The organism is Bartonella sp. CL100XZDX (genome assembly GCF_042195375.1).
Classification (GTDB): domain Bacteria; phylum Pseudomonadota; class Alphaproteobacteria; order Rhizobiales; family Rhizobiaceae; genus Bartonella.
This window is the reverse complement of record NZ_JBHIOH010000082.1, coordinates 69,226-94,662: the sequence shown is the minus strand read 5'-3', so window position 1 is coordinate 94,662 and position 25,437 is coordinate 69,226. Positions and strand designations below refer to the sequence as shown.

Sequence of the window (25,437 nt, the reverse complement as noted above, 5' to 3'; positions counted from 1 at the left end):
TGCTATGGCAAAGATTGTTGAAACGGGGACAGGTGCATTGGCACTGACTTTTGATGATGTACTTTTACAACCCGGTCATTCTCTTGTTATGCCTAGTCAAGTGGATCTCAGTACGCGCATTGCAGCGGATATTAAGCTCAATTTGCCATTGCTTTCTGCGGCAATGGATACGGTAACAGAATCGCGTTTGGCTATTGCGATGGCTCAAGCTGGTGGTCTTGGGGTTATTCATCGTAATATGTCTCCTGCAGAGCAGGCAGAAGAGGTCCGCCAAGTAAAAAAGTTTGAATCTGGTATGGTTGTTAATCCAGTCACCATTGGACCAGATGCAACACTTGAAGAAGCAAAATCTTTGATGCGCTCTCATGGTATTTCCGGTATTCCGGTTGTTGAAAATGGTGCTAAAGGTGAAACTGCTGGACGGCTTGTTGGCATTTTGACAAATAGGGATGTGCGTTTTGCATCGGATCCCAAACAAAAAATTTATGAATTAATGACGCATGAAAATTTAATCACAGTGCGTGAAAATGTTCAACTCAATGAAGCAAAGTATCTTTTACACCATCATCGTATTGAAAAATTATTAGTTGTGGATGAACAGAATCGTTGTGTCGGACTGATAACAGTTAAGGATATTGAAAAAGCAAAATTAAATCCAAACGCTGCCAAAGATTCACAAGGTCGCTTGCGTGTTGCAGCTGCAAGTAGTGTAGGGGACGATGGGTTTGAGCGGGCTGAACGATTAATTGATGCAGGTGTTGATATTCTAGTGATTGATACTGCACATGGACATTCTCAGCGTGTATTAGACACAGTTGAGCGTATTAAAAAAATGACGTTTTCTCCAGCCATTATTGCTGGTAATGTCGCAACTCCGCAAGCAACACAGGCTTTGATTGACAGTGGTGCGGATGCTATAAAAGTTGGTATTGGTCCTGGTTCTATTTGCACAACGCGAATTGTTGCAGGTGTTGGTGTTCCTCAGCTTGCAGCCATTATGAGTGCGGCAGAAATTGCTGATAAGGTCGGTATTCCCGTTATTGCTGATGGGGGGATAAAAGCTTCGGGTGATTTTGCTAAAGCCTTAGCAGGTGGGGCTTGTGCTGCTATGATTGGCTCTCTTTTAGCGGGTACAGAAGAAAGCCCTGGTGAAGTTTATCTATATCAAGGACGATCCTTTAAAGCTTATCGCGGCATGGGATCTGTTGGTGCTATGGCACGAGGATCGGCAGATCGCTATTTTCAAGATGATGTTCGTGATGAACTTAAGTTGGTTCCTGAGGGTGTAGAGGGGCAGGTGGCTTATAAAGGTCCTATAGCATCAGTTCTACATCAGCTTGCTGGTGGACTTCGTGCTTCGATGGGGTATGTTGGAGCAAAAGATCTTGTAGAGTTTCGTGAAAAAGCAACGTTTGTACGTATTACGAATGCGGGACTCCATGAAAGTCATACGCATGATGTTTCTATCACACGAGAGAGTCCAAATTATCGTGGGCCAGTTTAAAGATACAAGATCCTAATGTCATATTGCATAAATATAAAATCTTCCGAGAATAAGAAAGAGAGACTGCGCTTTTTTCTGTTTGTAATTTGGTGTAATAATCCCAAAAAGGAAAGAATTAGAGGTCAAAACTCTAATTCTTTCTGTTAAGACTATATGAAATAAGTTATATAAAATTAGAATTAACTTTTTGTTGTCTTCCGTCCAGTCTTTGACGCACGTTGGCGAGTGTTTGTCTGATCACTTTGGATGGATTTCTTTCCGTTGTTTGAGGGCATTGTATTATGACGGCTTTTAGACGAAGTTGTTTTTCCATTATTATAAGTCATTATTTTCTCCTTTTAAATTGTCTGGCAGTTGCCATTAGAGTAAAAACGGTCATGCCAAATAGTGGTTCCAAGCATTTTCTAAAAAGTTAATTTTTTGTTGAACGTAAGATGAAATTGTTTAATTTTATGAGAAGACTTTTTCTATTTTTTCAGCAGGATAGCCGTACAAAGATGGGAGATATTTGATTTTTTCGTAATGCATGGCGGAAATAAGTTCTTTATGGATGGCTACGTATCTTTTAGTATAAGAGGTAGAAGGATAAAAAACGAATGGGCAGAAGATGAAAGGAAAAATTTAGATACTCTAAATTGGATCTTATAAAAAAGTATGATCAGATCATTTTAATATTGAATGTAAATTTTTTATGGCTTTGAGAAGGTTCCATTGGCAAGAAGACGATAATATTATTTTTTTAGATGATTTAAAATTTTATTATTTTAATGGGAGAAATGAATGCGATTAGGTGGGCGTTTGCAAGCAGCAATAGATGTTCTCAAAGAGATAGAAATGAAGCATCGCCCAGTAGGAGCAGCTTTAAAGGATTGGGGGCTTTCTCATCGCTTTGCTGGAGCAGGTGATCGCGCAGCTATTGGTACAATCGTTTATGATGTTTTAAGACGACGTTATTCTTTACAATGGCGTATGGAGAGTGATGATATCCGAGATATCGTTTTTGGTGCCTTATTAGATTATGGAAAAATGACGCTGGAGCAAATTGATGGTGAGTTGGCAGAAGATCGGTTTGCACCACAGTTATTAGGGGCTAAGCAGCGTAAATCGTGGCAAGGTCAGCAATTAGTGGATGCTCCAGACTATATTCGTGGTGATATTCCGCAATGGTGTCAAGCGCATCTGCGTCCTTTATTTGGTGATAATTGGATCACTGAAGCAGCTGCGTTAGCAACGCGTCCTTCTTTAGACCTACGGGTAAATAACCTAAAGGCAACACCAGAAAAGGTGCTGAAAGAATTAGCAAAAACCAAACTTAAATCTTTTCCATGGTTTGGGCAAGCTTTAAGAATTGCACCGATTGAAAAGTTTAATCGTCATCCCAATGTTCAAGTGGAACAAGCTTTTCAAAAAGGACACTTTGAAATACAGGATTTAGGATCTCAAATTGTTGCTCACCTTGTGGAAGCGCAAGAGAGCATGCAGGTATTAGATTATTGTGCAGGTGCTGGGGGCAAAACATTAGCTTTAGCTTCCGATATGAACAATCGTGGGCAAATTTATGCTTATGATTCCGATAAAGCGCGCTTAGCTCCTATTTTTGATCGTCTTCGACGCGCTGGTGTTCGTAATGTACAAACACGAGCACAAAAAGAAGAATTGAAGCCATTAATAGGCCAGATGGATAGAGTTCTACTAGATGCACCATGTAGTGGGACAGGAATATGGCGTCGTCGTCCAGATGCGAAATGGCGTTTAACATTAAAACAGGTGAAACAACGCCAAACAGAACAGAGGGCTATTTTGAATGAAGCGATAGCTTATCTTAAGCCAAATGGGCGCCTAATCTATATTACCTGTTCTCTTTTTACAGATGAAAATGAGGAACAAATTTCCCATTTCCTTCAACAGCATTCTCATTTTTCTCCAATAGATATGCCAGCGCTTTGGCAGAAACATTTTAGTTTTTCTCCTGTGCAACCAGTTTTTTCAAATTATGGACTTACTTTGTCGCCAGCCACAACACAAACAGATGGGTTCTTTTTATCTGTGTTGCAAAAAAAACATTGATCCATATTTTTGCACTTTTTATCATAAACTTTACGAGAATAATCTTTTTCTTAAGAAAACAGGCTTGTGAAAAGAGAAAGATTAAATCATAACTCTCATGAGTTTTCTTTTACAATTGTTGATTGGTTTTCTATGAGCATATCACACCCAGACACTGTTCTTATTATTGACTTTGGTTCACAAGTTACACAACTTATTGCACGACGGGTACGAGCAATGGGGGTATATTGTGAAATTGCTCCTTTTCAATTGGCTTTAGAAGTTGTGCGCCGCATAAATCCTAAAGCTATTATTTTATCAGGGAGTCCTTATTCCGTTATTGATGAGGGCTCTCCGCGTGCTCCAATGGAAATTTTTGAGGCGAGTATTCCGATTCTGGGTATTTGCTATGGTGAACAAGTCATGTGTGTTCAGCTTGGAGGAAAGGTTGAAGTTGGGCATGAGCGTGAATTTGGGCGTGCTTTTTTGGAAGTGCAAGAAGAGAGCGCCCTTTTTGATGGAGTGTGGGAAAAAGGTTCTCGTTATCAAGTATGGATGAGCCATGGTGACCGTGTGGCAGCTTTACCAGAAGGTTTTCGTGTCATAGGAACCTCAAAAGGAGCTCCCTATGCGGCTATTGCGGATGAAAAAAGACATTTTTATGCGGTACAGTTTCATCCTGAAGTTATCCATACACCGGATGGTACAAAACTTTTGCAAAATTTTGTTCATAAGATCTCTGCTATTAAAGGCAATTGGTCAATGGCTTCTTATCGTGAGCAGGCAATTGCTACGATACGACAAAAAGTTGGGAAAAGTCGTGTGATTTGTGGTCTTTCAGGGGGAGTGGATTCATCTGTTGTAGCGGTACTCCTTCATGAAGCTATAGGAGATCAACTGACATGTATTTTGGTAGACCATGGGCTGATGCGCAAGAATGAAGCTGAAGAAGTTCTCACGCTCTTTCGTGATCACTATAATATAGAGCTTATTCACGTTAATGCTGCTGATGTGTTTCTTAATGCTTTAAAAGGTGAGACAGATCCAGAAAAAAAACGCAAAACAATTGGTCGCCTTTTTATTGAAGTTTTTGAAGAAGAAACGAAAAAAATAGGAGGTGCAGAGTTTTTAGCACAAGGAACACTTTATCCAGATGTTATTGAGAGTGTGTCTGCTATTGGTGAAACGGTAACCATTAAAAGCCATCATAATGTGGGTGGGCTACCAGAACAGATGAAGATGAAACTTGTAGAACCGTTACGTGAGCTCTTTAAGGATGAGGTTCGCTCGCTAGGACGAGAGTTAGGGCTACCGGAGCAGTTTATTGGTCGCCATCCTTTTCCAGGTCCCGGCCTTGCAATTCGGTGTCCAGGTGCTGTAACACGTGAAAAATTAGAAATTTTACGCGAAGCAGATGCTATTTATCTTGAGGAAATCCGTAAGGCCGGTCTTTATGATGAAATTTGGCAAGCTTTTGCTGTTCTTCTTCCAGTTCAAACTGTTGGTGTTATGGGGGATGATCGCACTTATGAATTTGTTTGTGCTCTTCGCGCTGTCACATCTGTAGATGGAATGACCGCTGATTTTTATCCCTATGATATGGCATTTTTAAGTAAGACAGCAGCACGTATTATTAACGAAGTTAGAGGGATTAATCGTGTTGTATATGATGTAACCTCAAAGCCTCCTGGTACTATTGAATGGGAATAATTGAAATGAAGAATAAGCTTTTATCTGACAATCTGTACGTCAATATCGTTTAAAATTGAGAAGTGTGGGATTTTGCGTGTCTGAGAAAAAAATTGTTGCACACCGTGGAGGAGCTCATCTTTATCCTGAAAATACCCTTTCAGCATTTAATAATGCTATAGCGTTAGGTGTTGATGAAGTTGAATGCGACGTTCATTTGCTGAAAAGCGGTGAAGTGGTTGTCTTTCACGATTTCCGTTTAGACCAATTGGTTGGGAAAAAGGGGTATATTCACAACATTGATAATGAAACACGCAAACAACTCTGCGTGAAAGGAAGCCAAGAAGCACCTCCCTTATTAGAAGAAGTGCTTGATCTTTTAGCACCAACGAATGTTGCATTGCATCTTGAAATCAAAACATGTGGTGAAGTGGAGCGTGAAACAATATTATCCCAAAAAGCGCTTGCACTAATAAAAAGCCGAAATTTATTAGAACGGGTTTCTGCAATTAGTTTTGATCCTTTTATCCTTCGTCCTTTTATTGAAGCAGGAATACCATCTGGTCCATGTGTTGATAATTTTGAAGGTGATATGTACCGTCATTTTTCTGAATGGAAGCAATTAGGTTATTCTGATCTAAGTTTAGATGGCTCCATTGTTTCACAGAACTTTATTGAATCAGCTCTTGAGGCTGGTTTTACTGTAGGGGTATGGACAATTAATGGAAAAGCTCGGTTATCACATTGGCTTGATATGCCTGTACATTACATTACGACAGATCAACCTGATCTCGCATTGCAATTGCGTGCACAAAGGTAAAAAACACATCAACACAAAAGGAACTATATATTTTCATAAAGCTAGCGTAATAAAAGAATAAAAATTATCTAATATATAACAATAATACATTGATTTATAATGATAATTAATGGTTTATTCATGTGAATAATAGACCTTAATACATAAGATTTTCTTATTTCAAATCTTTTTACAATGAATCAATTCAAATCATTCGTTTGCACATTACAAGCAGGGTTGGTGTGTGGATAAAAAATGATTGAGAAAAGAATAAAAATATTCATTTAACGTATTTTAAATGCAAGATTTGTTGAAGCATTAGGGTCTCACATGATGATGTCGTTTTGCACTTTTATGAAGTGTAAAAGTGATGGTATACAAAAAGTCTTATATACTTTAGTGGAGAGGCTTTATGGCTCATATTATAGGAGCTATCACGAAATGTAGATGTATTGAAAGATTTTTTAACAGCATGGAAATTGGTCATACATTGTCATTTTGTTTTGCGTGAGGGGCGTGATCTTGTTACAGGGAAAGAGACTATTAAGCGCTCAAAATGATTTTTTAATTTTAAGAAAAGTTTTATTTGTCTCTTCGTTAATACATAAGAATGCTTATAAAAGAAAATGAATAAATTTAAACAAATTCATTTGACCTTTTGGTGGTTCCTGTTTAAATGAGAGAATATGTTTCTGAAATAAAACTGTCATAGCATGTTCATGTGTAATACTATAAATTTAGGGGTAGTTTGTATTCCATCACTTCAGAAAGGGTGAACCATGAGTCGTTTTTATCTTTCCATAGCGGCCACGGTTGCTATCATAATGTCCACAGCGGGAATAACAGCAAGTTTTGCGCAGACAAAAATCAGCTTTTGGCATTCTATGAGTGGTGAATTAGGAAAGCAAACTGAAAATCTTATTAACGATTTTAATGCAAGTCAATCTGAGTATAAAGTTGTTTCTTCATATCGCGGTGAATATGAAGAGGGTTTGATTTCACTTATTGCAGCATTTCGTGGAAAGAAACAGCCAGTGCTTGCTCAAATTTATGACGTTGGTACTGGAACTATGATGGCAGCAAAAGGCGCAATCTATCCATTTTATCAACTTATGGCTGATACAAAACAAGAGTTCGATTCTACAGATTATTTTCCTGCTATTAGTGGCTATTACTCCGATGAACAGGGGCGTATGGTTTCTATGCCATTCAATATTTCAACACCAATCCTTTATTATAACAAAGATATCTTTAAAAAAGCAGGGCTTGATCCAGAACAGCCTCCTAAAACGTGGCAAGATATAGAAAACTTTTCCAAAAAAATTCTTGAGACTAAAGCAGCAACTTGTGGTTTTACAATGGCTTATGCCGCTCAATGGATTGGTATAGAAAACTTTTCAGCGTTGCATAATGTTCCGTTTGGAACAAAGGAAAATGGCTTTAAAGGACTTGATTCAGAACTTGCATTTAATGGACCTTTACAAGTGCGTATGTGGACTGACCTGAAAAAGTGGTCTGATCAAGGTATTTTCCGCTACGGTGGTCCAGCAGGTGCATTAGATTCAACACCAATGTTTATGGCACAAAATTGTGCAATTTTTATGCAATCTTCAGGATCACATGCTGGAATTGTTTCTGAAGCTCAGTTTAATGTGGGGGTTGGTATGCTACCGTACTATAAGGATACAGAAGGAGCACCACAAAATTCAGTTATTGGGGGAGCTTCTATTTGGGCGTTTAAGGGCCATACCCCAAAGGAATATGCAGGGGCAGCCGCTTTTCTTAAATTTCTTTCAAAAACAGAAAATCAAGCAAAATGGCATCAGGAGACAGGTTATCTTCCAACCACAAAAACGACTTATGAATTGAGTAAAAAACAACATTTCTATGAAAAAACGCCAGGTGCGGATATAGCTATCAAACAGATTAATCTTAATCCACCAACAGTTAACTCAAAAGGGATAAGATTTGGTAATTTACCACAAATCCGTGCCATTCTTGATCAAGAGTTGGAAGCTGTTCTTAGTGGTTCAAAAACGCCGAAAGATGGTTTAGATGAGACCGTTGAACGTGGAAATAAACTCTTGCGTGAATTTGAAAGATCTAATCATTAATTTCGTTTTATTGTTAAACATTAAAGACTCAACAAAACAGTTGAGTCCTTTTTGTTTACCTTTTTAAAGTCTCTACATTTAAAGAGCCCTACGAATGCAAGAAAAACATGCATATTTTAAAAATAATCTACTTTCTTATGGACTGCTTTTTCCTCAGCTTCTTGTGACTTTTTTGTTTTTCTTTTGGCCTGCTGCTCAAGCAATAAAATCATCTTTTGAGCGTGAAGACCCTTTTGGCTTTACAACAACCTTTATTGGTTTTGAGAATTATCTAACCGTTCTTTCTGACCCTACTTATCGGCAATCGCTTCTTACAACCGCAGTATTTTCCATCTCAGTTACTGTCGCTTCAATGACAATATCACTTCTCTTAGCTGTCTGTGTTGATCGTGTCATCCGTGCAAAAAAGGCTTATACAATGCTTTTGCTTTGGCCCTATGCTGTTGCTCCAGTATTGGCAGGTATATTATGGCTGTTTATCTTTCATCCCACCATCGGAATTATGCCTTTTCTTCTCGAGAAAATAGGAGTGCTATGGAATTATCGTATTAATGGCACTCAAGCAATGATTCTTATTGTCATTGCGGCTAGTTGGAAACAAATTTCTTACAATTTTCTCTTTTTTCTTACAGGTCTTCAGTCTGTTCCGCGTTCTCAAATAGAAGCAGCCGCCATTGATGGTGCTGGTCCCTTTAAACGATTTTGGACAGTGGTCTTCCCGCAAATTTCACCAACGACGTTTTTCCTTCTTATTGTCAATGTCAATTATGTTATGTTTGATACTTTTGGTATTATTGATAATACAACTTCTGGAGGTCCTGCGCGTGCAACGAGCATACTCGTCTATAAAGTATATGACGATGGCTTTAGAAATCAAATAATCGGTGCATCAGCAGCACAATCAACAATATTGATGTTGATGGTTATTGTCTTAACGTTTATCCAGTTTCGCTGGATTGAGCGCCGTGTACAATATTAGGAAACAAATTATGGTTGAAAATCGCCCTGTTTTGAAATTTCTAACCCATATTACTCTCATTGTTGGTATTATCATTATTTGCTTTCCAGTTTATGTTGCTATGATTGCATCAACTCATAGTTCAGCAGCATTTAACTCAGGAACACTTCCTCTTTTGCCTGGGAAATACGCTCTGGAAAATTATAAAACAATCTTTGGTGATGGCCTTGCACGGCTAGGTTTGCCCAACCTCTGGCCACTCTTAATGAATTCATTCATTATGGCTCTTGGGATTAGTATTGGAAAAATTATTATTTCACTTTTGTCTGCTTATGCAATTATTTACATGCGCTTTCCCTTCCGAAAAACTGCTTTTGTTCTTATTTTTGTTACATTGATGCTCCCTGTCGAAGTTCGTATTCTTCCAACCTATGAGATTGTTGCAAAATTGGGGATGGTTAACACCTATAGTGGAATGATTATTCCACTTATTGCATCTGCAACCGCTACATTTTTATTTCGTCAGTTTTTTTTGACTGTTCCAGATGAACTCTTAGAGGCGGCACGTGTTGATGGTGCAGGTCCAGTTAAATTTTTTAAGGATATCCTTCTTCCTCTTAGTAAAAGCAATATCGCTGCTTTATTTATCATTATGTTCATTTATGGATGGATACAATATCTCTGGCCTCTTATCATCACAACGGATCAAAATCATCAAACGATCCTTATTATTTTAAAACAGCTTATTGTCGAATCACTTCAACATGATCCTCAATGGAATATACTCATGGCAGTATCGGTTGTTGCCATGGTTCCCCCTGTTCTTGTTGTTATCTTCATGCAGCGGCTTTTTATCAAAGGCCTTATTGAAACGGAGAAGTAATTGTGGCCATAATCCAGTTATCAAATATAAAAAAACAGTATGACAACGGCATTCTGGTCATTGATGATTTAAACTTAACTGTTGCCAATAAAGAACTTCTTGTTCTTGTCGGTCCTTCAGGGTGCGGAAAATCGACTTTATTACGTATTATAGCAGGACTTGAACAAGTTACCTCAGGTGAATTATGCATTGATAACGAATGTATCAATGATCGTGAACCAGCTGATCGTGATATCGCTATGGTTTTTCAAAATTATGCCCTTTATCCCCATATGACAGTTCGTGGAAATTTAGAATATGGTCTTAAAAATCGTAAAACCCCTAAAGAAGAAATTAAAAAACGTATCGCACATGCTGCAAAGCTTTTGGAGATAGAACCATTTCTTGATCGTAAACCACGACAATTATCAGGAGGACAACGTCAGCGTGTTGCAATGGGGCGTGTGATTGTACGTCAACCCCGTGTTTTTCTCTTTGATGAACCTCTTTCAAATCTTGATGCAAAATTACGGGCGCAAATGTGTATTGAAATAAAAACACTACAGCGTTCATTAGGAACAACGAGCCTCTATGTTACCCATGATCAACTAGAAGCTATGACATTAGCTGATAGAATAGTCGTTTTGAATAAAGGAGCTATCGAGCAAATTGGAACACCAATGGAAATTTACGATACTCCAGCAACAACATTTGTTGCTGATTTTATTGGTTCTCCTCCTATGAATTTTCTTGATCGCCATGTCTTAGAACAACATTTAGGGCATTCATTTACTTATGGCGAAGAAACTGATCTTTTAGCATTCAGACCTGAAATAATCTTATTGGGCGAACATCCAGATAAAGGACCAGTCTTTCACACAAAAATTGAGCTTATCAAGCCTATTGGAACGGGTTGCCATGTTCTAACGCGTTGGAATGATATCATCTTTACGATTGAAATAAAAGAACGCTTGACATACGAATATGGTCAAAAACTAAGTTTCACAGTTGCTCATCAGAATTTTCATACTTTTAATAAAAACACAGGAAAGCGCACAAATAATAATTAAGCATTAATTGATGTGACACGACTCTCTTTTATGCTGCGTCATGATAATGTTGCTTTTTGACTTTCTCGATTACATTTACAAAATCAGGTTGTAACCGGCGGGATTAAAAACAAAATTTTAATAGTTTTGGTAATGATCCATTGTCCCATGGCGCTGAGAATGTCAAAACATTTATATGAAAAAATTTTGCGGTTTCACTGTCTGTAAGAAGAATATTATTTTCAAACATCATTTTCATTATAAAAAATATCAATATAGAATAAATCTTTATTAACCATATTTTTATTCATTTATAATTTTATTATAAAAAACAACATATTATCATATGTTTCTTGATGTAATAATTTATGTGTCTTATGAAAGTAAATGAGAGAAATAGAGAGAAAAATGCGTCACAGATAAGGGAGGATGCACCCCATATCTTAGCTTTGATCCCTAACATAAGAAGTCTATTTGATCCACAAAATACGACGCTGTTCTAAATAGTCTGTACGCGAATAGGCGCATTCTATTTTACCGCTGACCATATGATCTAAAATGGTTTCAGAGCTCCTATAAGAAGCATTTGTTTTTTCTACCAATCACATAAATTAGAGAGAAACCTATGCGCGCATGCTACAAGTTTATTTTTTCTCATGTAAATCACTATGCAATTCTCAGCGAGGGTATCTGATAAGTTGCAAAAAAATCACTGAGATATAGAAGGCGTGCTTGTTTTAGAATTTTCATGACTGTTAACGATAAAAGCAGATGAAACACATCTGTAACATCTCATCGATCTTTCTATATTCTTGAGTTAAAAATTGCCTATAGATCATCCTAAAACAGATCTTTATGAATATAACATAAGGGATTGGTGCGAACACCTATAAGAATCAGCAGAGACAAAGACAGTTATATTATTGTTTTGCAAAGCATTTTATAAAATCTGGTATATTTTTTCAATATATTGCCAGTCTATTAATGGTTTTATGATATTACTTTCTTATAAAGCGCGTGCTTTTTTGTTGCTTATAAATCAACCTAAACTTTATACAGCAGTATGTTTGAGACAAATATGAAGACGGTTCGGTGCTGTATTCAGTTTTTGTATGTCAGAGTGGAATAAGCTTGTCTTCTTATGTAATTTCTAAAATGAGGAGACAGCTTAATTTAGGGAGAATATGAAAGCATCAAGATAAAAAATAGTTTCTATCCTTAGCCTCATCTTTTAATTTAGTATTGCGATTTTCAAAAAAAAATCTGAGCCAATGTCTCTTACATAATGGAGATTACGCATTGCTGAACACATTTTTTTATTATGTTCTTTGAATAGAATTGCACCTCTCATACAAAACAGAATACCTAAACAGAAGGCTATTGGGTTGCCAATTCACGCACTTGTTTTAAAAAATATCTTGCAAGGTTATTCCAACTATTTTTTCACGCAGTCTTTTATGAGTGGTATAACATAAAATCCACAGTGTATCGCCATCTTTATGCTTATAAAAGTGCAAGCTGGGGACATCATCATACTCTCTTTCAGTCTCCAACATTGCAACAATTATTGTGTTGAGACTCTTTAGAAGAGGCATTTTTTCTTCAAGTGGTTTTTATTCATACGCTAATCCCACTTGCATGTTATAAATGGAGTTGGATAGATAAAAATATTTTAAGAAAGAAACACCAAATGCTTCTTATGAATCGTTTCAAGTGTCGAGAGTTATTGTAAAAGAATCATTGAAAAGTAGAGTGCTACTGCTAATGATTTGGGCACCATGAGGTAATAAATCCACTTACTTTATCTATCTTAGAATCTATTGAATATAAATTTCTCTGTAAAAGTCACTTTATTTCATATCAATGTTATCAATTATAGATGTTGAGCATCATTAGTAATATAATCATAGACTTATGATTTTATGAACTCTTTTTTATCTCTTTTGTAGAAGATCTTAATGTTTTGTGATGGCATCAATGATGGTATTCACATTATGTTCCATCATATCGAGATAAGTTGCTGCTGGACCATTTTTGTTTGACAATGCATCAGAATAAAGTGTTCCACCAATTGTTAAACCTGTTTCTTTTGCAATCTGTTTTATGAGACGGGGATTAGAGATATTTTCAACGAATAGTGCAGCTGCTTTATTCGCTTTAATTTGTTTGATAAGTTTAGCAACATCGGCTGCGGATGCTTCAGCTTCTGTTGAAGCACTTTGAGGGGCAAGGATAGTAAAACCATATTCCTTGGCAAAATAGCCAAAGGCGTCATGAGATGTGATAATGATACGTTTATCTTTAGGAATGGTAGCAATTTTTGTTTTCAGGGTATCTTGTGCTATTTTAAGTTTTTGAATGTAGGTTTCGGCATTTTTTTTGTAGCTGGTGCAGGATTGTGGATCGATTTTACAAAAAGCAGCAGCGATATTCTTCACATAGATTTTGACATTGGGAATGGTTTGCCAAGCGTGTGGATCAATAACGCTGTGGTGGTGATGGGCATTATGTTCTTGATTTTTCATTTTGAGGGAGGGAATGTTAGCGCTAACTTCGACAAGAAGTGCTTTTGTACCACTTGCTGTAATGAGGCGATCAATAAATCCTTCTAAATGAAGCCCGTTGATGAAAATAATTTGAGCATTTCTAAGAGCTTGAGCATCATGGGGGGTAGGTTCATAAGTGTGGGTATTCGCATTGGGACCTACAAAAGTGGTCATAGAGATATGGTTGTCTCCTACATTTTTGACGAGATCTGCGAGAATAGAAAAGCTCGCAACAACTTTGATTTTATTGTGTGCAGAAGCAGAAAATGGAGAAAGGGCAAGCAATAAAGCTCCAAGAAGAGCAAATTTTTGAGCAAACTTAGGCACATTTTTTTCCTTAAAGTGAGGAGGTATAAAAGAGGTGGGGAAACCATGTTACAATAAAGCCACGTGGACTTATCAAACAGGAAACAAGATAAATAAATCCTGCGGCAATGATGATAGCAGGGCCGGAGGGAAGTGAAAGATGAAAAGAAAGCAGAAGACCACATACGCTAGAAATGATTCCAAAAAGAGTGGAAAGCGCGCAAATAGGGCCTAGCCGTGAAAACCAAAAACGGGCTGTAATGGCTGGAATCATCATAATGCCAACGGAGAGTAATGTTCCTAGTGATTGAAAGCCTCCAACCAGATTCAACACCACAAGTCCAAGCAATGAAATATGAATATATTTACTCAATGGAGAGAGTGATTTAAAAAAGAGGGGGTCAAAGCTTTCTAAAACGAGTGCACGCCAAAAAATACAAAGGCTGCATAGTGTAATCAGCATTATAGTAGCGATTAACCAAAGGGCTTGTGCATCAAGTGCAAGAACCGATCCGAATAAGAGATGAAGCAGCTCAATTGTTGAGTCTTTCAGTGAGATAATAATGACACCTGCCGCGAGTGCAATAAGATAAAAGACGGTCATGGATGCATCTTCTTTCTGAAAGCTGTTTCGTGAAATCAAAATGGTTGCTAAAGCAACAATAAGACCAGCGAAGATGCCACCAAGTGTCATAGATATGAGGGAAAAACCACAAATCAGAAAAGCAGTTGCAACACCAGGAAGAATGGCATGAGAGATAGCATCTCCTGTCAAGCTCATTCCACGGAGCATCAAAAACACACCAACAGGACACGCGCTAATAGACAGGAAAATAGAACCGATAAGGGCGTTTTGCATAAATTGGAAATCAACAAAGGGGGAAAGAAAAAATGCATACACGTCTTATAACCTAAGAAAGAGAGGATCATTGATGGGAAGATTTTGTTTTTGTGCACTAACAGGGAAAGAATTGGATGAGAGAGGTGGCATAACGTGATGAATGGTGTTGTTTAAAAACTGTGTTGTTTCTCCATAAAAGGCGTTTTGTTGATCAATTTGAATCATTTGGGGGAAAAATTCTTGCACGATGAGAGGGTTATGGAGTGCGGTGAGAATTGTGCGTCCTTGCTGTTGCCAGTATGTGATCAGTGCAAGAAGGTCTTTTTGGGTACTATGATCTACACCATTGAAAGGTTCATCAAGCAAAATAATATTGGCATCTTGCACAATGATACGTGCAAAAAGAGCGCGTTGTAATTGCCCGCCTGATAATGTTTCAAGTGAACGGGGTGCGAGTTCTGTAAGCCCAACCATTTTAAGCGCATTTTGAATCTTAGAATCATAAGGGCGCTGATTTTTCCATAAACCACAAAAAGACCACAGTCCTGTTTTTACAAGCGTTTTCACATCAATTGGAAATGTTTGATCTATATCACATTGCTGAGCAAGATAAGCAATGCGACTTTTTTTTTGTTTTATAATTTTTCCCTTAAGAGGTTTAATCAATCCGGCGATGGCTTTTAGCAGTGTCGATTTTCCAGCGCCATTATCACCTGTTATTGCGACCAATGAACCAGCTTTTAACTTTGCTGAAAAGTTCTTTATTGCTATTCTATTCCTATAGCCTAATGTTGTCTTATTGAAGAGCAGATCCATATTTTTTACCATCGTTGCTTATTATTTTGGAAACTATGTAATAATATAACGTTTGTCAACAAAATGTTATATTATTACATAGTTTTGAGTACTGAAAATTTTAGTGGGAAGATCGTGGAAAATTAAAAATAATAATTGAATTCACCTTGACGAACGAGAGAGAGTATATACTATATATAGTATCAAAATGATTGGTGATTCTAAATAAGCACAAGAGAGGGTGTTAGTGTGTTTCGTTTGGTATCTAAGTTATTTCCATTATTGTAAAGAGTTTATTGACCAAGGGTATAGCAGTATTTTTGCTGAAGGATCTCTTTTGGAAGGATTCCCTTTCATTTTTGTAATTGATTTTTGCCGTAAAAGAGTAAAACAGAGCTCTTGGAAGACGGTAGTTTAGAACGTTAGTTTTTTAGACAGCAGGAGGGAATTGTAATGCAAGCAAAAGATTGTTTTATAACTAGGGAGCTTTGCCATTTAAGTTGTAGAATAATCTCTTATTCTCATCATAGTCTTTGAAGTTATTTGATGAGGAATTCTGTTATATTCAGGAAGCTGTGTACTATTTGAAAAATAACCACATGCTTTGCGTACAATTTCTATTTTTTGTTATTCTTGAGTACCTATAAAATTATTAGATTGACCTTTGAGGGTTGATTGTTTGGAATTGTGAAAGTTGAAGAAAATGTCGATCACTATTTATAGTAAACCATCTTGTGTCCAATGTGATGCTACACGCCGCGCTTTTGATGCAAAAGGCATTCGTTATCGTGTTGTTGATATTTCCTGTGATGAACAAGCATACAGTTTTGTTCAATCTCTGGGGTATCGTCAGGTTCCTGTCGTTGTTTGTGGTGAAAATCATTGGTCTGGTTTTAGACCAGATATGATTAGTGGTCTTTGTGCTTAATGGGGCTTATTGTTTATTATTCGAGTGCAACGGGTAATACACAGCATTTTGTCTCGCAGCTTGGTCAACGACTCTTCAAAATTGATAAAAGAAAGCCTTCTGCATTGGTTGGTGAACCTTATGTACTGGTTGTTCCTACATATGCAGATGGTGAAGGAAGAGGGGCAGTGCCGAAAGCCGTTGTCCAGTTTCTTAATGAAGCTGAGAACCGAAAATTAATTTGTGGTGTTATTGGCGGTGGGAATCGTAATTTTGGTCGCTATTATAATTTAGCAAGTAAAATTATTGCTGAAAAATGTTGTGTACCTTGCCTTTATCGTTTTGAGCTGCGTGGAACTGATGAAGACGTTATTTATGTAAAAAAGGGATTGGAAATATTTTGGAAACAATTGGTATAGGACAATCGCAGAAATCGGATCAGATTACTGATTATCATGCGCTGAATGCAATGCTTAATCTTTATGATGAAAATGGTCATATTCAATTTGATATGGATCGGCTTGCCGCACGGCAATATTTTCTTCAGCATGTTAATCAAAATACAGTTTTTTTTCATAACCTGAAGGAAAAAATAGATTACTTAATAGAAGAAGGTTATTATGAAAAAGCTTTATTTGAGCTTTATGATTTTTCTTTTATTAAAAAACTTTTTAAACGTGCTTATGCATTTAAGTTTCGTTTTCCTACCTTTTTAGGCGCATTTAAGTATTATACCAGCTATACACTGAAGACTTTTGACGGGAAACGTTATCTTGAACGTTATGAAGATCGCGTCTGTCTTGTAGCTTTATATTTGGCACAAGGGAATAAAGCTCTTGCTGAAAATTTTGTGGATGAAATTATTACAGGACGTTTTCAACCGGCAACACCGACATTTTTAAATGCTGGGAAAAAACAACGAGGTGAATTGGTTTCGTGTTTTTTGCTACGTGTTGAAGATAATATGGAATCGATAGGTCGTGCGGTTAATTCGGCTTTGCAGCTTTCAAAACGTGGTGGAGGTGTGGCGCTTTGTTTAACGAATTTGCGGGAAGCAGGGGCACCAATTAAGCAAATAGAAAATCAGTCCTCAGGTGTTTTACCGGTGATGAAACTCTTGGAAGATTCTTTTTCTTATGCCAATCAGCTTGGGGCACGACAGGGGGCTGGAGCTGTTTATTTGCATGCTCATCATTTAGATATTATGAAATTTTTGGATACAAAGCGTGAAAATGCTGATGAAAAAGTTAGAATTAAAACGCTTTCGCTTGGTGTCGTTATTCCTGATATTACTTTTGAGCTTGCAAGGAATAATGAGGATATGTATCTCTTCTCATCGTATGATATCGAGCGTGTGACAGGTAAGCCTTTTAGTGATATTTCTTTAACGGAGCATTATCGTTCTTTTGTTGATAATGCAAAGATTCGTAAAAAGAAAATAAGTGCACGCGTTTTTTTCCAGACATTAGCGGAAATTCAATTTGAGTCGGGTTATCCCTATATTTTATTTGAGGATATTGCTAATCGATCGAATCCGATAGCTGGGCGCATAAGTATGAGCAATTTATGTTCAGAAATTTTGCAGGTGAGTGAGGCGAGTGAACTGGAGACAGATTTAACTTATCGCACGATTGGAAGTGATATATCCTGTAATCTTGGATCCATGAATATTGCCAAAGCAATGGAAAGTCCTGATTTTGGACAGACCGTGGAATCTGCTGTTCGTGCTCTTACTGCTGTTTCGGATATGAGCAATATTGCCTGTGTGCCTTCCATTGCGAAAGGCAATGCTGAAAGTCATGCGATTGGTTTGGGACAAATGAATTTGCATGGGTTTCTAGCGCGTGAGCAGATCTATTATGGGTCTCCAGAAGCGATTGATTTTACCAATATCTATTTTTATATTGTGACATATCATGCCATACGGGCTTCCAATTTAATTGCGCACGAACGTCAAGAAATGTTTGCAGGGTTTGAAAAATCAGCTTATGCAGATGGAAGTTTTTTCGAAAAATATATTGAAAAAGAATGGAAACCGCAATTTGCGCTTGTGCAAGAGCTTTTTGCACGGAATAATATTGTTATCCCAGATCAAAAGGATTGGCAGGAACTCAAAAAATTAGTTATTGAGTATGGGCTTTATAACCGCAATTTGCAGGCAGTTCCACCTACGGGATCTATTTCCTATATTAATCATGCCACTTCTTCTATTCATCCAATTGCTTCAAAAATTGAAATTCGCAAAGAGGGAAAAATTGGGCGCGTTTATTATCCCGCTCCTTATATGGATAATACAAATTTGAATTTTTACCAAGATGCTTATGAGATTGGCCCTGAAAAAATTATAGATACCTATGCTGCTGCAACACAGCATGTTGATCAAGGCCTTTCATTAACATTATTTTTTCCTGATACAGCGACCACACGTGATATTAACCGCGCACAAATTTATGCTTGGAAAAAGGGTATCAAGAGTATTTACTATGTACGGTTACGGCAAATAGCATTAAGTGGAACGGAAGTTGATGGCTGTGTTTCTTGCAGTTTATAGGAGATCATCATATGACAAAGATTACAACCAAAAATCCTGTTGTGTGCGCTGTTAATTGGAATAGATTACATGATGAGAAGGATCTTGAAGTATGGAATCGCTTAACTGGGAATTTTTGGTTACCTGAGAAGGTTCCACTTTCCAATGACATTCCCTCATGGTCAAGCTTAACGGATGAAGAACGTAAATTGACAATTCGTGTTTTTACAGGACTAACGCTTTTAGATACAATTCAAAACACTGTAGGAGCCATTTCGCTTCTGGCTGATGCGATAACAGAGCATGAGGAGGCAGTTTTGACGAATATTGCCTTCATGGAAGCGGTTCATGCACGTTCTTATTCCTCTATTTTTTCAACCCTTTGTTCGACGGTAGAAGTTGATGACGCGTTTAGATGGTCAGAAGAAAATATTCATTTGCAGAAAAAGGCTAGATTAGTACTTGAGCGTTATGAAGCAAATGATCCACTTAAGAAAAAAATTGCTTCGACTTTGCTGGAAAGCTTTTTATTTTATTCTGGTTTTTATTTGCCCATGTATTGGGCCAGTCGCGCTAAGTTGACCAATACAGCAGACCTCATTCGACTAATCATTCGTGATGAAGCAGTCCATGGTTATTATATAGGTTATAAATTCCAATTGGGCTTTGCAAAGCTTGATGAAGCCAAAAGACAAGAAATTAAAGATTTTGCTTTTAACCTGCTCTTTGATCTTTATAACATTGAGTGCAAATATACTGAAGATCTTTATGATGCGCTTGGATTGACAGAAGATGTTAAAATTTTTCTTCATTATAATGCAAACAAGGCTTTAATGAATTTAGGTTTTGAAGCTCTTTTCCCCCCTGAGGTTTGTCGTGTTAATCCCGCTATTTTGGCAGCTTTATCACCAAACTCTGACGAAAATCATGACTTTTTTTCAGGGGCAGGTTCTTCTTATGTCATCGGCAAGGCGGTTGCTACCACGGATGATGATTGGGAATTTTAATGTTTGCATGCAAATAGAAGTGCGCGGGGTATTCCACTTAGATCTTTGCGCACTTCTAAACATTGACAACCATTTTTTTCGAACAAATTGCAGACTTCATTTTCTTGAGAGAAACCAATTTCAACAGCGATATAGCCGTTTTCTTTTAAGTAGTTGGCTGCTTCATGGGCGAGTTTTCGATAAAAATCAAGTCCATCTTCTCCTCCTATCAGAGCGCGCAATGGGTCATGTAAGCGCACTTCTTTTGCAAGTTTTTTGATATCTTTTGCGGGAATATAAGGTGGATTGGAAACAATAAAATCAAAGCGATCTGCGACAGAATCAAACCAGTCGCTAAGAAGAGGTGTGAAGCGGTGTGCTACTTCAGCATTTTTTGCATTTTTTTTTGCTGTTCTAAGGGCATCTTCAGAAATATCGACTGCCACCGCATAGGATTGGGGAATTTGTTTAAGGAGTGCAATAGCAATGGCGCCACTTCCTGTTCCCATATCAAGGAATGTTGTTTTTCTCGAATTTTCGACCTGTTTTTGGAGAAAAGGGAGAACAAGATCTATCAGCGTTTCTGTATCAGGGCGAGGTTCTAACGTCTCTTGAGACAATGTAAAAGATATACCATAAAATTCTCGTGCTCCTATAATACGGTAAACGGGTTCGCCTGCAATACGCCGTTGTAAAGCTTGTTCTATTTGTATAATATGCTCAGAAGATAGATGCATATCTGGTTTAGAAATTCTTTCAGCAGCATTTATTCCTGTTATCCATTCAACGAGTATTTTCGCATCGAGGTCGGCTTCAGCAATTCCTTTCGTGCGCAATTTTTCTTGCATTTGTTGGATGACATTCTTGAAAGAATATTTGCTCAATTATTATCCATTTCCATCAGCAGTGTTGTTTGATGATCTGAGATGAGTGCATGAAGAAGCTCATCAAGATCTCCCTCTAGAATGCGATCAAGCTTATACAAGGTTAGATTAATACGGTGATCCGTGACACGTCCTTGTGGAAAATTATAGGTACGAATACGTTCTGAGCGATCACCAGAACCAACTTGGCTTTTACGAGAAGCTGAACGTTCACTTTCCGCTTTTTGTCGTTCGATATCGAATAAGCGTGCCCGTAAAATTTGAAGGGCTCTTGCTCGGTTTTGATGTTGTGATTTTTCTGCTTGTACGACCATAATTCCTGTTGGAATATGCGTGATACGAACAGCTGAATCCGTTGTATTAACATGCTGTCCTCCTGCTCCGGATGCACGCATTGTGTCGATACGAATATCTTCAGGACGAATATCAATATCAATATCTTCAGCTTCTGGAAGCACAGCAACGGTAGCAGCAGATGTATGGATACGTCCACCTGTTTCTGTTTCAGGGATGCGTTGCACACGATGAACCCCTGATTCATATTTCAATTTAGAAAAGACACCTTTTCCTGAAATGGTAGCAATAATCTCTTTATATCCGCCAACTTCCCCCTCACTAAGTGAAATAACTTCTACTTTCCAATGGTGAGCATGGGCATAACGTTCATACATGCGGAAAAGATCACCGGAAAAAAGTGCTGCTTCTGATCCACCCGTTCCTGCACGAATTTCAACAATAGCGTTTTTTTCATCAGCAACATCTTTAGGCAAAAGCAGAATCTGGAGTTCTTCTTCAAATTGCTCTACTTTTTTATATAACGATGGTAGCTCTTCTTGGGCAAGATTACGCATCTCTATATCTGTTTGTTTATCGTTGATAATCGTTTCTAATTCTGTAATCTCTTCGTAAAGAGCATTTAATGCGCGTATAGAGGCAATAACGGGTTGTAGTTCTGCATATTCAGAAGCTAATTTAACATATGTTTCAGCATTTGGATTCGTCGTCATTTGGCTTTCAATTATTTCAAAGCGCTTTTCAAGCTGTCTCATACGATCTTGTGGCAAGGAAACCATGATAATATTGGCCTAATTTTTTATAATACAATTTTTTATAATATTTTGTTGCAATGATTTTTTGTTATAATATTGGCAATGAATTACCGTATAGCATCATACAAAGAGGGGTAATAAAGCAATTCTTTTTTTTTGCCAATGAAAACTATTATATTTTAAAGGTAAATTTTTATAAAATTTGATTTGCCTGAGGTCTTTTATCTAATGATATATGATCACTTTTTTAAGAGTTTTTTTTTCCGTAAAGTTCAAGGCGGTGATGAATAATATCATAGCCAAGAGATTTTGCAATTTCCTCTTGTAGCTTTTCAATAACATCAGAATGAAACTCGATGACTTGTCCTGTTTCTATATCAATGAGATGATCATGATGTTGCCCATCTGCTTGCTCAAAACGAGATGGACCACCACTAAAGCTATGGCGATGAATTGTTCCATTTCCTTCTAATATTTTCATGGTTCGATAAACAGTTGAGAGTGAAATATTCGAATCTATTTTGTTTGCACGCTGAAAAATTTCAAATGCATTGGGATGATCATTTGTATCAGTCAAAATATCAAGAATAACTCGTCGTTGACGTGTTACTCTTAAACCAGCGGTGCGCAATTCTTGCTCATAATTTCGCTTTTTATTCATTTGCATAATTTGCTTTTCAAATAAAGGCTCCATGACAGTGTTTGTATTTTTTCTCTGAACCGCAAGGACAACGCTCATTACGTCCAACTTTTCCCCATGTGGTTATATCGTTAGGGTCACGATCTTGTGGACTAACAAATCTATTTTCTTGTGATCGTGCCGATAAGGTGGGAGCATTTTCTTGACTTTGATCATTAAAGACAGAAGAAGCAGCATCAGTTTGCTCAGGTATGGTCGGTTCTGTGGGGTGTTGAATGATTTCAAAGCGCATAAGCTTAGAAGTGACAATTCGGCGCAAATTTCTCAACATACTTTGAAAGAGTTCAAATGATTCTGTCTTATATTCATTGAGCGGATCCCGCTGCGCATAACCACGAAAACCAACAACAGAACGCAAATGGTCTAAACTCACCAGATGTTCACGCCATAACGTGTCAATAGTTTCGAGCAATACTGCTTTGTGAAAATAAGCCATAACTTCTGGAGAATATCGTTCAGTACGCTCATTTTCAAGTTTTGTAACAGCATCTGATACACGCTCTAGAATTTGCTCCTCGGCAATTCCATCTTCTTTTGCCCATTCTTCCACTGGAAGCTCAAGATTAAAGAGTTGTTGAAGCTCTTCTTCAAGAGTTTTTGCATCCCATTTTTCAGAATATGTCCCTGATGGAATATAAGCCTCTACGAGATCCTCTACGACTTCATTGCGCATTTCAAGGATCATTTCTGATAAATCATCTGCGTTCATGACCTCCATACGCTGTTCAAAAATAACCTTGCGTTGATCATTCATGACATCATCATATTTTAGCAGATTTTTACGAATTTCAAAGTTTCGTGCTTCGACCTTTTTTTGTGCTTTTTCAAGGGCTTTATTAATCCATGGATGGATAATAGCTTCATTTTCTTTCAATCCAAGTTTTTGCAGCATACCATCCATACGGTTAGAGCCAAAGATACGCATAAGATCATCTTGAAGAGAGAGAAAGAATTTTGAGCGACCAGGATCGCCTTGGCGACCAGAACGTCCACGAAGCTGGTTATCAATACGACGGCTTTCATGACGTTCAGTAGCGATAACGTAAAGCCCTCCAGCCGCTAAAGCTTTTTCTTTAAGCTTCTGAACATCTTTTTTTATTTCTTCAATTTTAGCTGTTCGCTCTGGACCTTCGGGGATATCCTGTAACTCTTGTTGGATGCGCATTTCAACATTACCACCAAGCTGTATATCCGTACCGCGTCCTGCCATGTTGGTTGCAATGGTGAGAGCTCTAGGAACGCCTGCTTGCGCAATGATATATGCTTCTTGTTCGTGATAGCGAGCATTTAAGACTCTAAAATCGGTAATGCCTTTTTTTCGCAAACGCTCTGCCAATTGTTCTGACTTTTCAATAGAGGTTGTTCCAACAAGAATAGGCTGTTCTTTTTCGTGCGCTTGACGGATATCACGCACAATTGCCCGATATTTCTCTTCTGCTGTTCGATAAATCTCATCATCTTCATCAATACGTTGTATTGGCAAATTTGTAGGGATTTCGACAACGTCAAGACCATAAATATTTCTGAATTCTTCGGCTTCTGTTGTTGCAGTTCCAGTCATGCCAGATAATTTCCTATACATACGGAAGTAATTTTGGAAAGTGATGGAAGCAAGTGTCTGGTTTTCTGGTTGAATAGCAACATGCTCTTTAGCTTCTAACGCTTGATGAAGTCCTTCAGAATAACGCCGCCCAGGCATCATTCGCCCTGTAAATTCGTCAATAATAACGATTTCATCATTGCGAACAATGTAATCTTTATCGCGAGCAAACAGTTTATGAGCTTTTAGAGCATTATTGACATGATGAACGATAGCGACATTTTCTATGTCATAAAGACTCTCACCTTTAAGATGCCCAGCTTGTTCGAGCATTTTTTCAATTTTTTCAGTACCAACTTCGGTAAAGGTCGTTGTTTTTTGTTTTTCGTCTATTTCATAGTCTTCTGGAGTTAAGGCAGGAATAAATGTATCAATAAGGTTATAGAAGTCAGTACGATCTTCTAGAGGACCAGAAATAATAAGGGGGGTACGGGCTTCATCAATAAGAATCGAATCAACTTCATCGACAATTGCGTAATGATGTCCACGTTGGACCATTTGACTACGATCGAAGGCCATATTATCACGCAAATAATCAAAACCTAGTTCATTATTTGTGGCATAGGTGATGTCGCATGCATAGGCCTCTCGGCGGGCATCACTATCAAGATCATGAAGAATCACGCCTGTTGTAAGCCCTAGAAAACTAAAAATTTTTCCCATTGTTTCCGCATCACGACTGGCGAGATAATCGTTTACTGTCACAACATGAACGCCTTTACCTTCCAATGCATTGAGATAAATTGGTAGAGTTGCCATTAAGGTTTTACCTTCACCAGTACGCATTTCAGCTATGCCGCAGTCGTGAAGGACCATTCCACCAATAAGTTGTACGTCAAAAGGACGCATGTCATAAACACGTTTTGCGGCTTCACGAACAGTCGCGAAAGCTTCTGGTAAGAGCAAATCAACACTTTCACCTTCACTAAGACGTTTACGAAAGGCATCTGTTTTTTGGCAAAGCTGCTCATCACTTAATTTTAGGAATTGTTCTTCCAAAGCATTAATTTGTGCAACTTTTTGGCGGAGTGCTTTGAGATGTCGCTCATGAGCTGAACCAAAAAACTTACGGGCAAAAACACCTAAACTGACCATCTCTGGCCCTTTCTTTTAATTGTTGTCACTCTTGTTGGGAAATTCATATGCTCTCCCCATACTCTACATTTCCTTCAGGTTGTCTGATATCATTGGAGACATCATGAAATGCAGATGGTACCATTATACTTGCTGGTGTGCAATTTTTCACTCTAATTGTAACGTAGAGATAAGAGG

Annotated in this window: 20 protein-coding genes and 1 pseudogene; 12 read left to right on the top strand and 9 right to left on the bottom strand. The window is 37.8% G+C overall.

Annotation, left to right across the window (positions count from 1 at the left end):
* Positions 1-4: 4 nt before the first annotated feature.
* Positions 5-1,504 (top strand): IMP dehydrogenase, encoded by a 1,500-nt coding sequence (guaB, locus tag ACFILU_RS09260; protein ID WP_273790618.1) that lies wholly within the window; start codon positions 5-7, stop codon positions 1,502-1,504.
* Between the two features lie 179 nt (positions 1,505-1,683).
* Here guaB and ACFILU_RS09255 read toward each other — a convergent pair whose 3' ends face one another.
* Positions 1,684-1,830 (bottom strand): hypothetical protein, encoded by a 147-nt coding sequence (locus tag ACFILU_RS09255; RefSeq protein WP_375631092.1) that lies wholly within the window; start codon positions 1,828-1,830, stop codon positions 1,684-1,686.
* 454 nt (positions 1,831-2,284) lie between these two features.
* Between ACFILU_RS09255 and ACFILU_RS09250 the strand changes: the two genes are divergently transcribed.
* From ACFILU_RS09250 to ACFILU_RS09220, 7 genes are all read left to right on the top strand, one after another.
* Entirely contained in the window at positions 2,285-3,571 is a 1,287-nt protein-coding gene (locus tag ACFILU_RS09250) for an RsmB/NOP family class I SAM-dependent RNA methyltransferase (protein ID WP_375675682.1), read from the top strand.
* Between the two features lie 132 nt (positions 3,572-3,703).
* The gene (guaA, locus tag ACFILU_RS09245) at positions 3,704-5,260 is read left to right on the top strand and encodes a glutamine-hydrolyzing GMP synthase (RefSeq protein ID WP_375675681.1); all 1,557 of its coding nucleotides are present in this window, start codon (positions 3,704-3,706) and stop codon (positions 5,258-5,260) included.
* Positions 5,261-5,336: 76 nt separating this feature from the next.
* A complete protein-coding gene (locus ACFILU_RS09240) occupies positions 5,337-6,059 on the top strand; it encodes a glycerophosphodiester phosphodiesterase (protein ID WP_375675680.1) in 723 nt (240 codons plus the stop codon).
* Between the two features lie 758 nt (positions 6,060-6,817).
* A complete protein-coding gene (ugpB, locus tag ACFILU_RS09235; RefSeq protein ID WP_375675679.1) occupies positions 6,818-8,152 on the top strand; it encodes a sn-glycerol-3-phosphate ABC transporter substrate-binding protein UgpB in 1,335 nt (444 codons plus the stop codon).
* Positions 8,153-8,246: 94 nt separating this feature from the next.
* Entirely contained in the window at positions 8,247-9,131 is an 885-nt protein-coding gene (gene ugpA / locus ACFILU_RS09230; RefSeq protein ID WP_375631090.1) for a sn-glycerol-3-phosphate ABC transporter permease UgpA, read from the top strand.
* Positions 9,132-9,141: 10 nt separating this feature from the next.
* Complete coding sequence (gene ugpE, locus ACFILU_RS09225) at positions 9,142-9,993, top strand: sn-glycerol-3-phosphate ABC transporter permease UgpE (RefSeq protein ID WP_375675678.1); 852 nt, start codon at positions 9,142-9,144, stop codon at positions 9,991-9,993.
* A gap of 2 nt (positions 9,994-9,995) precedes the next feature.
* Positions 9,996-11,042: a sn-glycerol-3-phosphate import ATP-binding protein UgpC gene (locus ACFILU_RS09220; RefSeq protein WP_375675677.1), complete on the top strand. Its 1,047-nt coding sequence runs from the start codon at positions 9,996-9,998 to the stop codon at positions 11,040-11,042.
* A 28-nt stretch (positions 11,043-11,070) separates the two neighbouring features.
* On the opposite strand, the pseudogene ACFILU_RS09215 reads toward ACFILU_RS09220, so the two are convergent.
* From ACFILU_RS09215 to ACFILU_RS09200, 4 genes and pseudogenes are all read right to left on the bottom strand, one after another.
* A pseudogene (locus tag ACFILU_RS09215) lies at positions 11,071-11,271 on the bottom strand (DNA-binding protein).
* Between the two features lie 1,705 nt (positions 11,272-12,976).
* A complete protein-coding gene (locus ACFILU_RS09210) occupies positions 12,977-13,894 on the bottom strand; it encodes a metal ABC transporter solute-binding protein, Zn/Mn family (protein WP_375631087.1) in 918 nt (305 codons plus the stop codon).
* A 10-nt stretch (positions 13,895-13,904) separates the two neighbouring features.
* Positions 13,905-14,774 carry a metal ABC transporter permease gene (locus tag ACFILU_RS09205; protein WP_375675675.1) on the bottom strand — a complete coding sequence of 290 codons (870 nt, stop codon included), beginning with the start codon at positions 14,772-14,774 and terminating at the stop codon, positions 13,905-13,907.
* Between the two features lie 3 nt (positions 14,775-14,777).
* Complete coding sequence (locus ACFILU_RS09200; protein WP_273790609.1) at positions 14,778-15,530, bottom strand: ABC transporter ATP-binding protein; 753 nt, start codon at positions 15,528-15,530, stop codon at positions 14,778-14,780.
* Between the two features lie 682 nt (positions 15,531-16,212).
* On the opposite strand from ACFILU_RS09200, the gene nrdH reads away from it, so the two are divergent.
* The 4 genes from nrdH to nrdF are packed head-to-tail and all read left to right on the top strand — an operon-like array spanning position 16,213 to position 19,953.
* Positions 16,213-16,437, top strand: coding sequence for a glutaredoxin-like protein NrdH (gene nrdH / locus ACFILU_RS09195; RefSeq protein ID WP_273790608.1), 225 nt, complete (start codon positions 16,213-16,215; stop codon positions 16,435-16,437).
* On the top strand, positions 16,437-16,835 hold the full coding sequence (nrdI, locus tag ACFILU_RS09190; protein ID WP_273790607.1) for a class Ib ribonucleoside-diphosphate reductase assembly flavoprotein NrdI: 399 nt from the start codon (positions 16,437-16,439) through the stop codon (positions 16,833-16,835). The genes nrdH and nrdI overlap by 1 nt, the downstream gene beginning before the upstream one ends.
* A complete protein-coding gene (gene nrdE / locus ACFILU_RS09185) occupies positions 16,817-18,967 on the top strand; it encodes a class 1b ribonucleoside-diphosphate reductase subunit alpha (RefSeq protein WP_375675674.1) in 2,151 nt (716 codons plus the stop codon). Before nrdI ends, nrdE begins: the two co-directional genes overlap by 19 nt.
* An 11-nt stretch (positions 18,968-18,978) precedes the next feature.
* Positions 18,979-19,953: a class 1b ribonucleoside-diphosphate reductase subunit beta gene (gene nrdF, locus ACFILU_RS09180; RefSeq protein ID WP_273722534.1), complete on the top strand. Its 975-nt coding sequence runs from the start codon at positions 18,979-18,981 to the stop codon at positions 19,951-19,953.
* On the opposite strand, the gene prmC is transcribed toward nrdF, so the two are convergent.
* The 4 genes from prmC to secA all read right to left on the bottom strand — a co-directional run bounded on the left by prmC (position 19,950) and on the right by secA (position 25,260).
* On the bottom strand, positions 19,950-20,816 hold the full coding sequence (prmC, locus tag ACFILU_RS09175; RefSeq protein WP_375675672.1) for a peptide chain release factor N(5)-glutamine methyltransferase: 867 nt from the start codon (positions 20,814-20,816) through the stop codon (positions 19,950-19,952). The genes nrdF and prmC overlap by 4 nt on opposite strands.
* Positions 20,813-21,889, bottom strand: a complete 1,077-nt coding sequence (prfA, locus tag ACFILU_RS09170) for a peptide chain release factor 1 (protein ID WP_375675670.1) — start codon at positions 21,887-21,889, stop codon at positions 20,813-20,815. The genes prmC and prfA overlap by 4 nt, the downstream gene beginning before the upstream one ends.
* A gap of 223 nt (positions 21,890-22,112) precedes the next feature.
* A complete protein-coding gene (locus tag ACFILU_RS09165; RefSeq protein WP_273790603.1) occupies positions 22,113-22,604 on the bottom strand; it encodes a Fur family transcriptional regulator in 492 nt (163 codons plus the stop codon).
* Entirely contained in the window at positions 22,543-25,260 is a 2,718-nt protein-coding gene (secA, locus tag ACFILU_RS09160) for a preprotein translocase subunit SecA (protein WP_375675668.1), read from the bottom strand. Before secA ends, ACFILU_RS09165 begins: the two co-directional genes overlap by 62 nt.
* Positions 25,261-25,437 lie beyond the last annotated feature (177 nt).

What these genes read in the sequence shown, in the direction of transcription:
- prfA (WP_375675670.1), bottom strand. Translation starts at nt 21,889, where the DNA reads ATGGTTTCCTTGCCACAAGATCGTATGAGACAGCTTGAAAAGCGCTTT.
- guaB (WP_273790618.1), top strand. Translation starts at nt 5, where the DNA reads ATGGCAAAGATTGTTGAAACGGGGACAGGTGCATTGGCACTGACTTTT.
- nrdI (WP_273790607.1), top strand. Translation starts at nt 16,437, where the DNA reads ATGGGGCTTATTGTTTATTATTCGAGTGCAACGGGTAATACACAGCAT.
- ugpA (WP_375631090.1), top strand. Translation starts at nt 8,247, where the DNA reads ATGCAAGAAAAACATGCATATTTTAAAAATAATCTACTTTCTTATGGA.
- ACFILU_RS09255 (WP_375631092.1), bottom strand. Translation starts at nt 1,830, where the DNA reads ATGACTTATAATAATGGAAAAACAACTTCGTCTAAAAGCCGTCATAAT.
- nrdF (WP_273722534.1), top strand. Translation starts at nt 18,979, where the DNA reads ATGACAAAGATTACAACCAAAAATCCTGTTGTGTGCGCTGTTAATTGG.
- nrdH (WP_273790608.1), top strand. Translation starts at nt 16,213, where the DNA reads ATGTCGATCACTATTTATAGTAAACCATCTTGTGTCCAATGTGATGCT.
- ACFILU_RS09165 (WP_273790603.1), bottom strand. Translation starts at nt 22,604, where the DNA reads ATGAGCGTTGTCCTTGCGGTTCAGAGAAAAAATACAAACACTGTCATG.
- ACFILU_RS09250 (WP_375675682.1), top strand. Translation starts at nt 2,285, where the DNA reads ATGCGATTAGGTGGGCGTTTGCAAGCAGCAATAGATGTTCTCAAAGAG.
- secA (WP_375675668.1), bottom strand. Translation starts at nt 25,260, where the DNA reads ATGGTCAGTTTAGGTGTTTTTGCCCGTAAGTTTTTTGGTTCAGCTCAT.
- ugpB (WP_375675679.1), top strand. Translation starts at nt 6,818, where the DNA reads ATGAGTCGTTTTTATCTTTCCATAGCGGCCACGGTTGCTATCATAATG.
- ugpE (WP_375675678.1), top strand. Translation starts at nt 9,142, where the DNA reads ATGGTTGAAAATCGCCCTGTTTTGAAATTTCTAACCCATATTACTCTC.
- guaA (WP_375675681.1), top strand. Translation starts at nt 3,704, where the DNA reads ATGAGCATATCACACCCAGACACTGTTCTTATTATTGACTTTGGTTCA.
- ACFILU_RS09200 (WP_273790609.1), bottom strand. Translation starts at nt 15,530, where the DNA reads ATGGATCTGCTCTTCAATAAGACAACATTAGGCTATAGGAATAGAATA.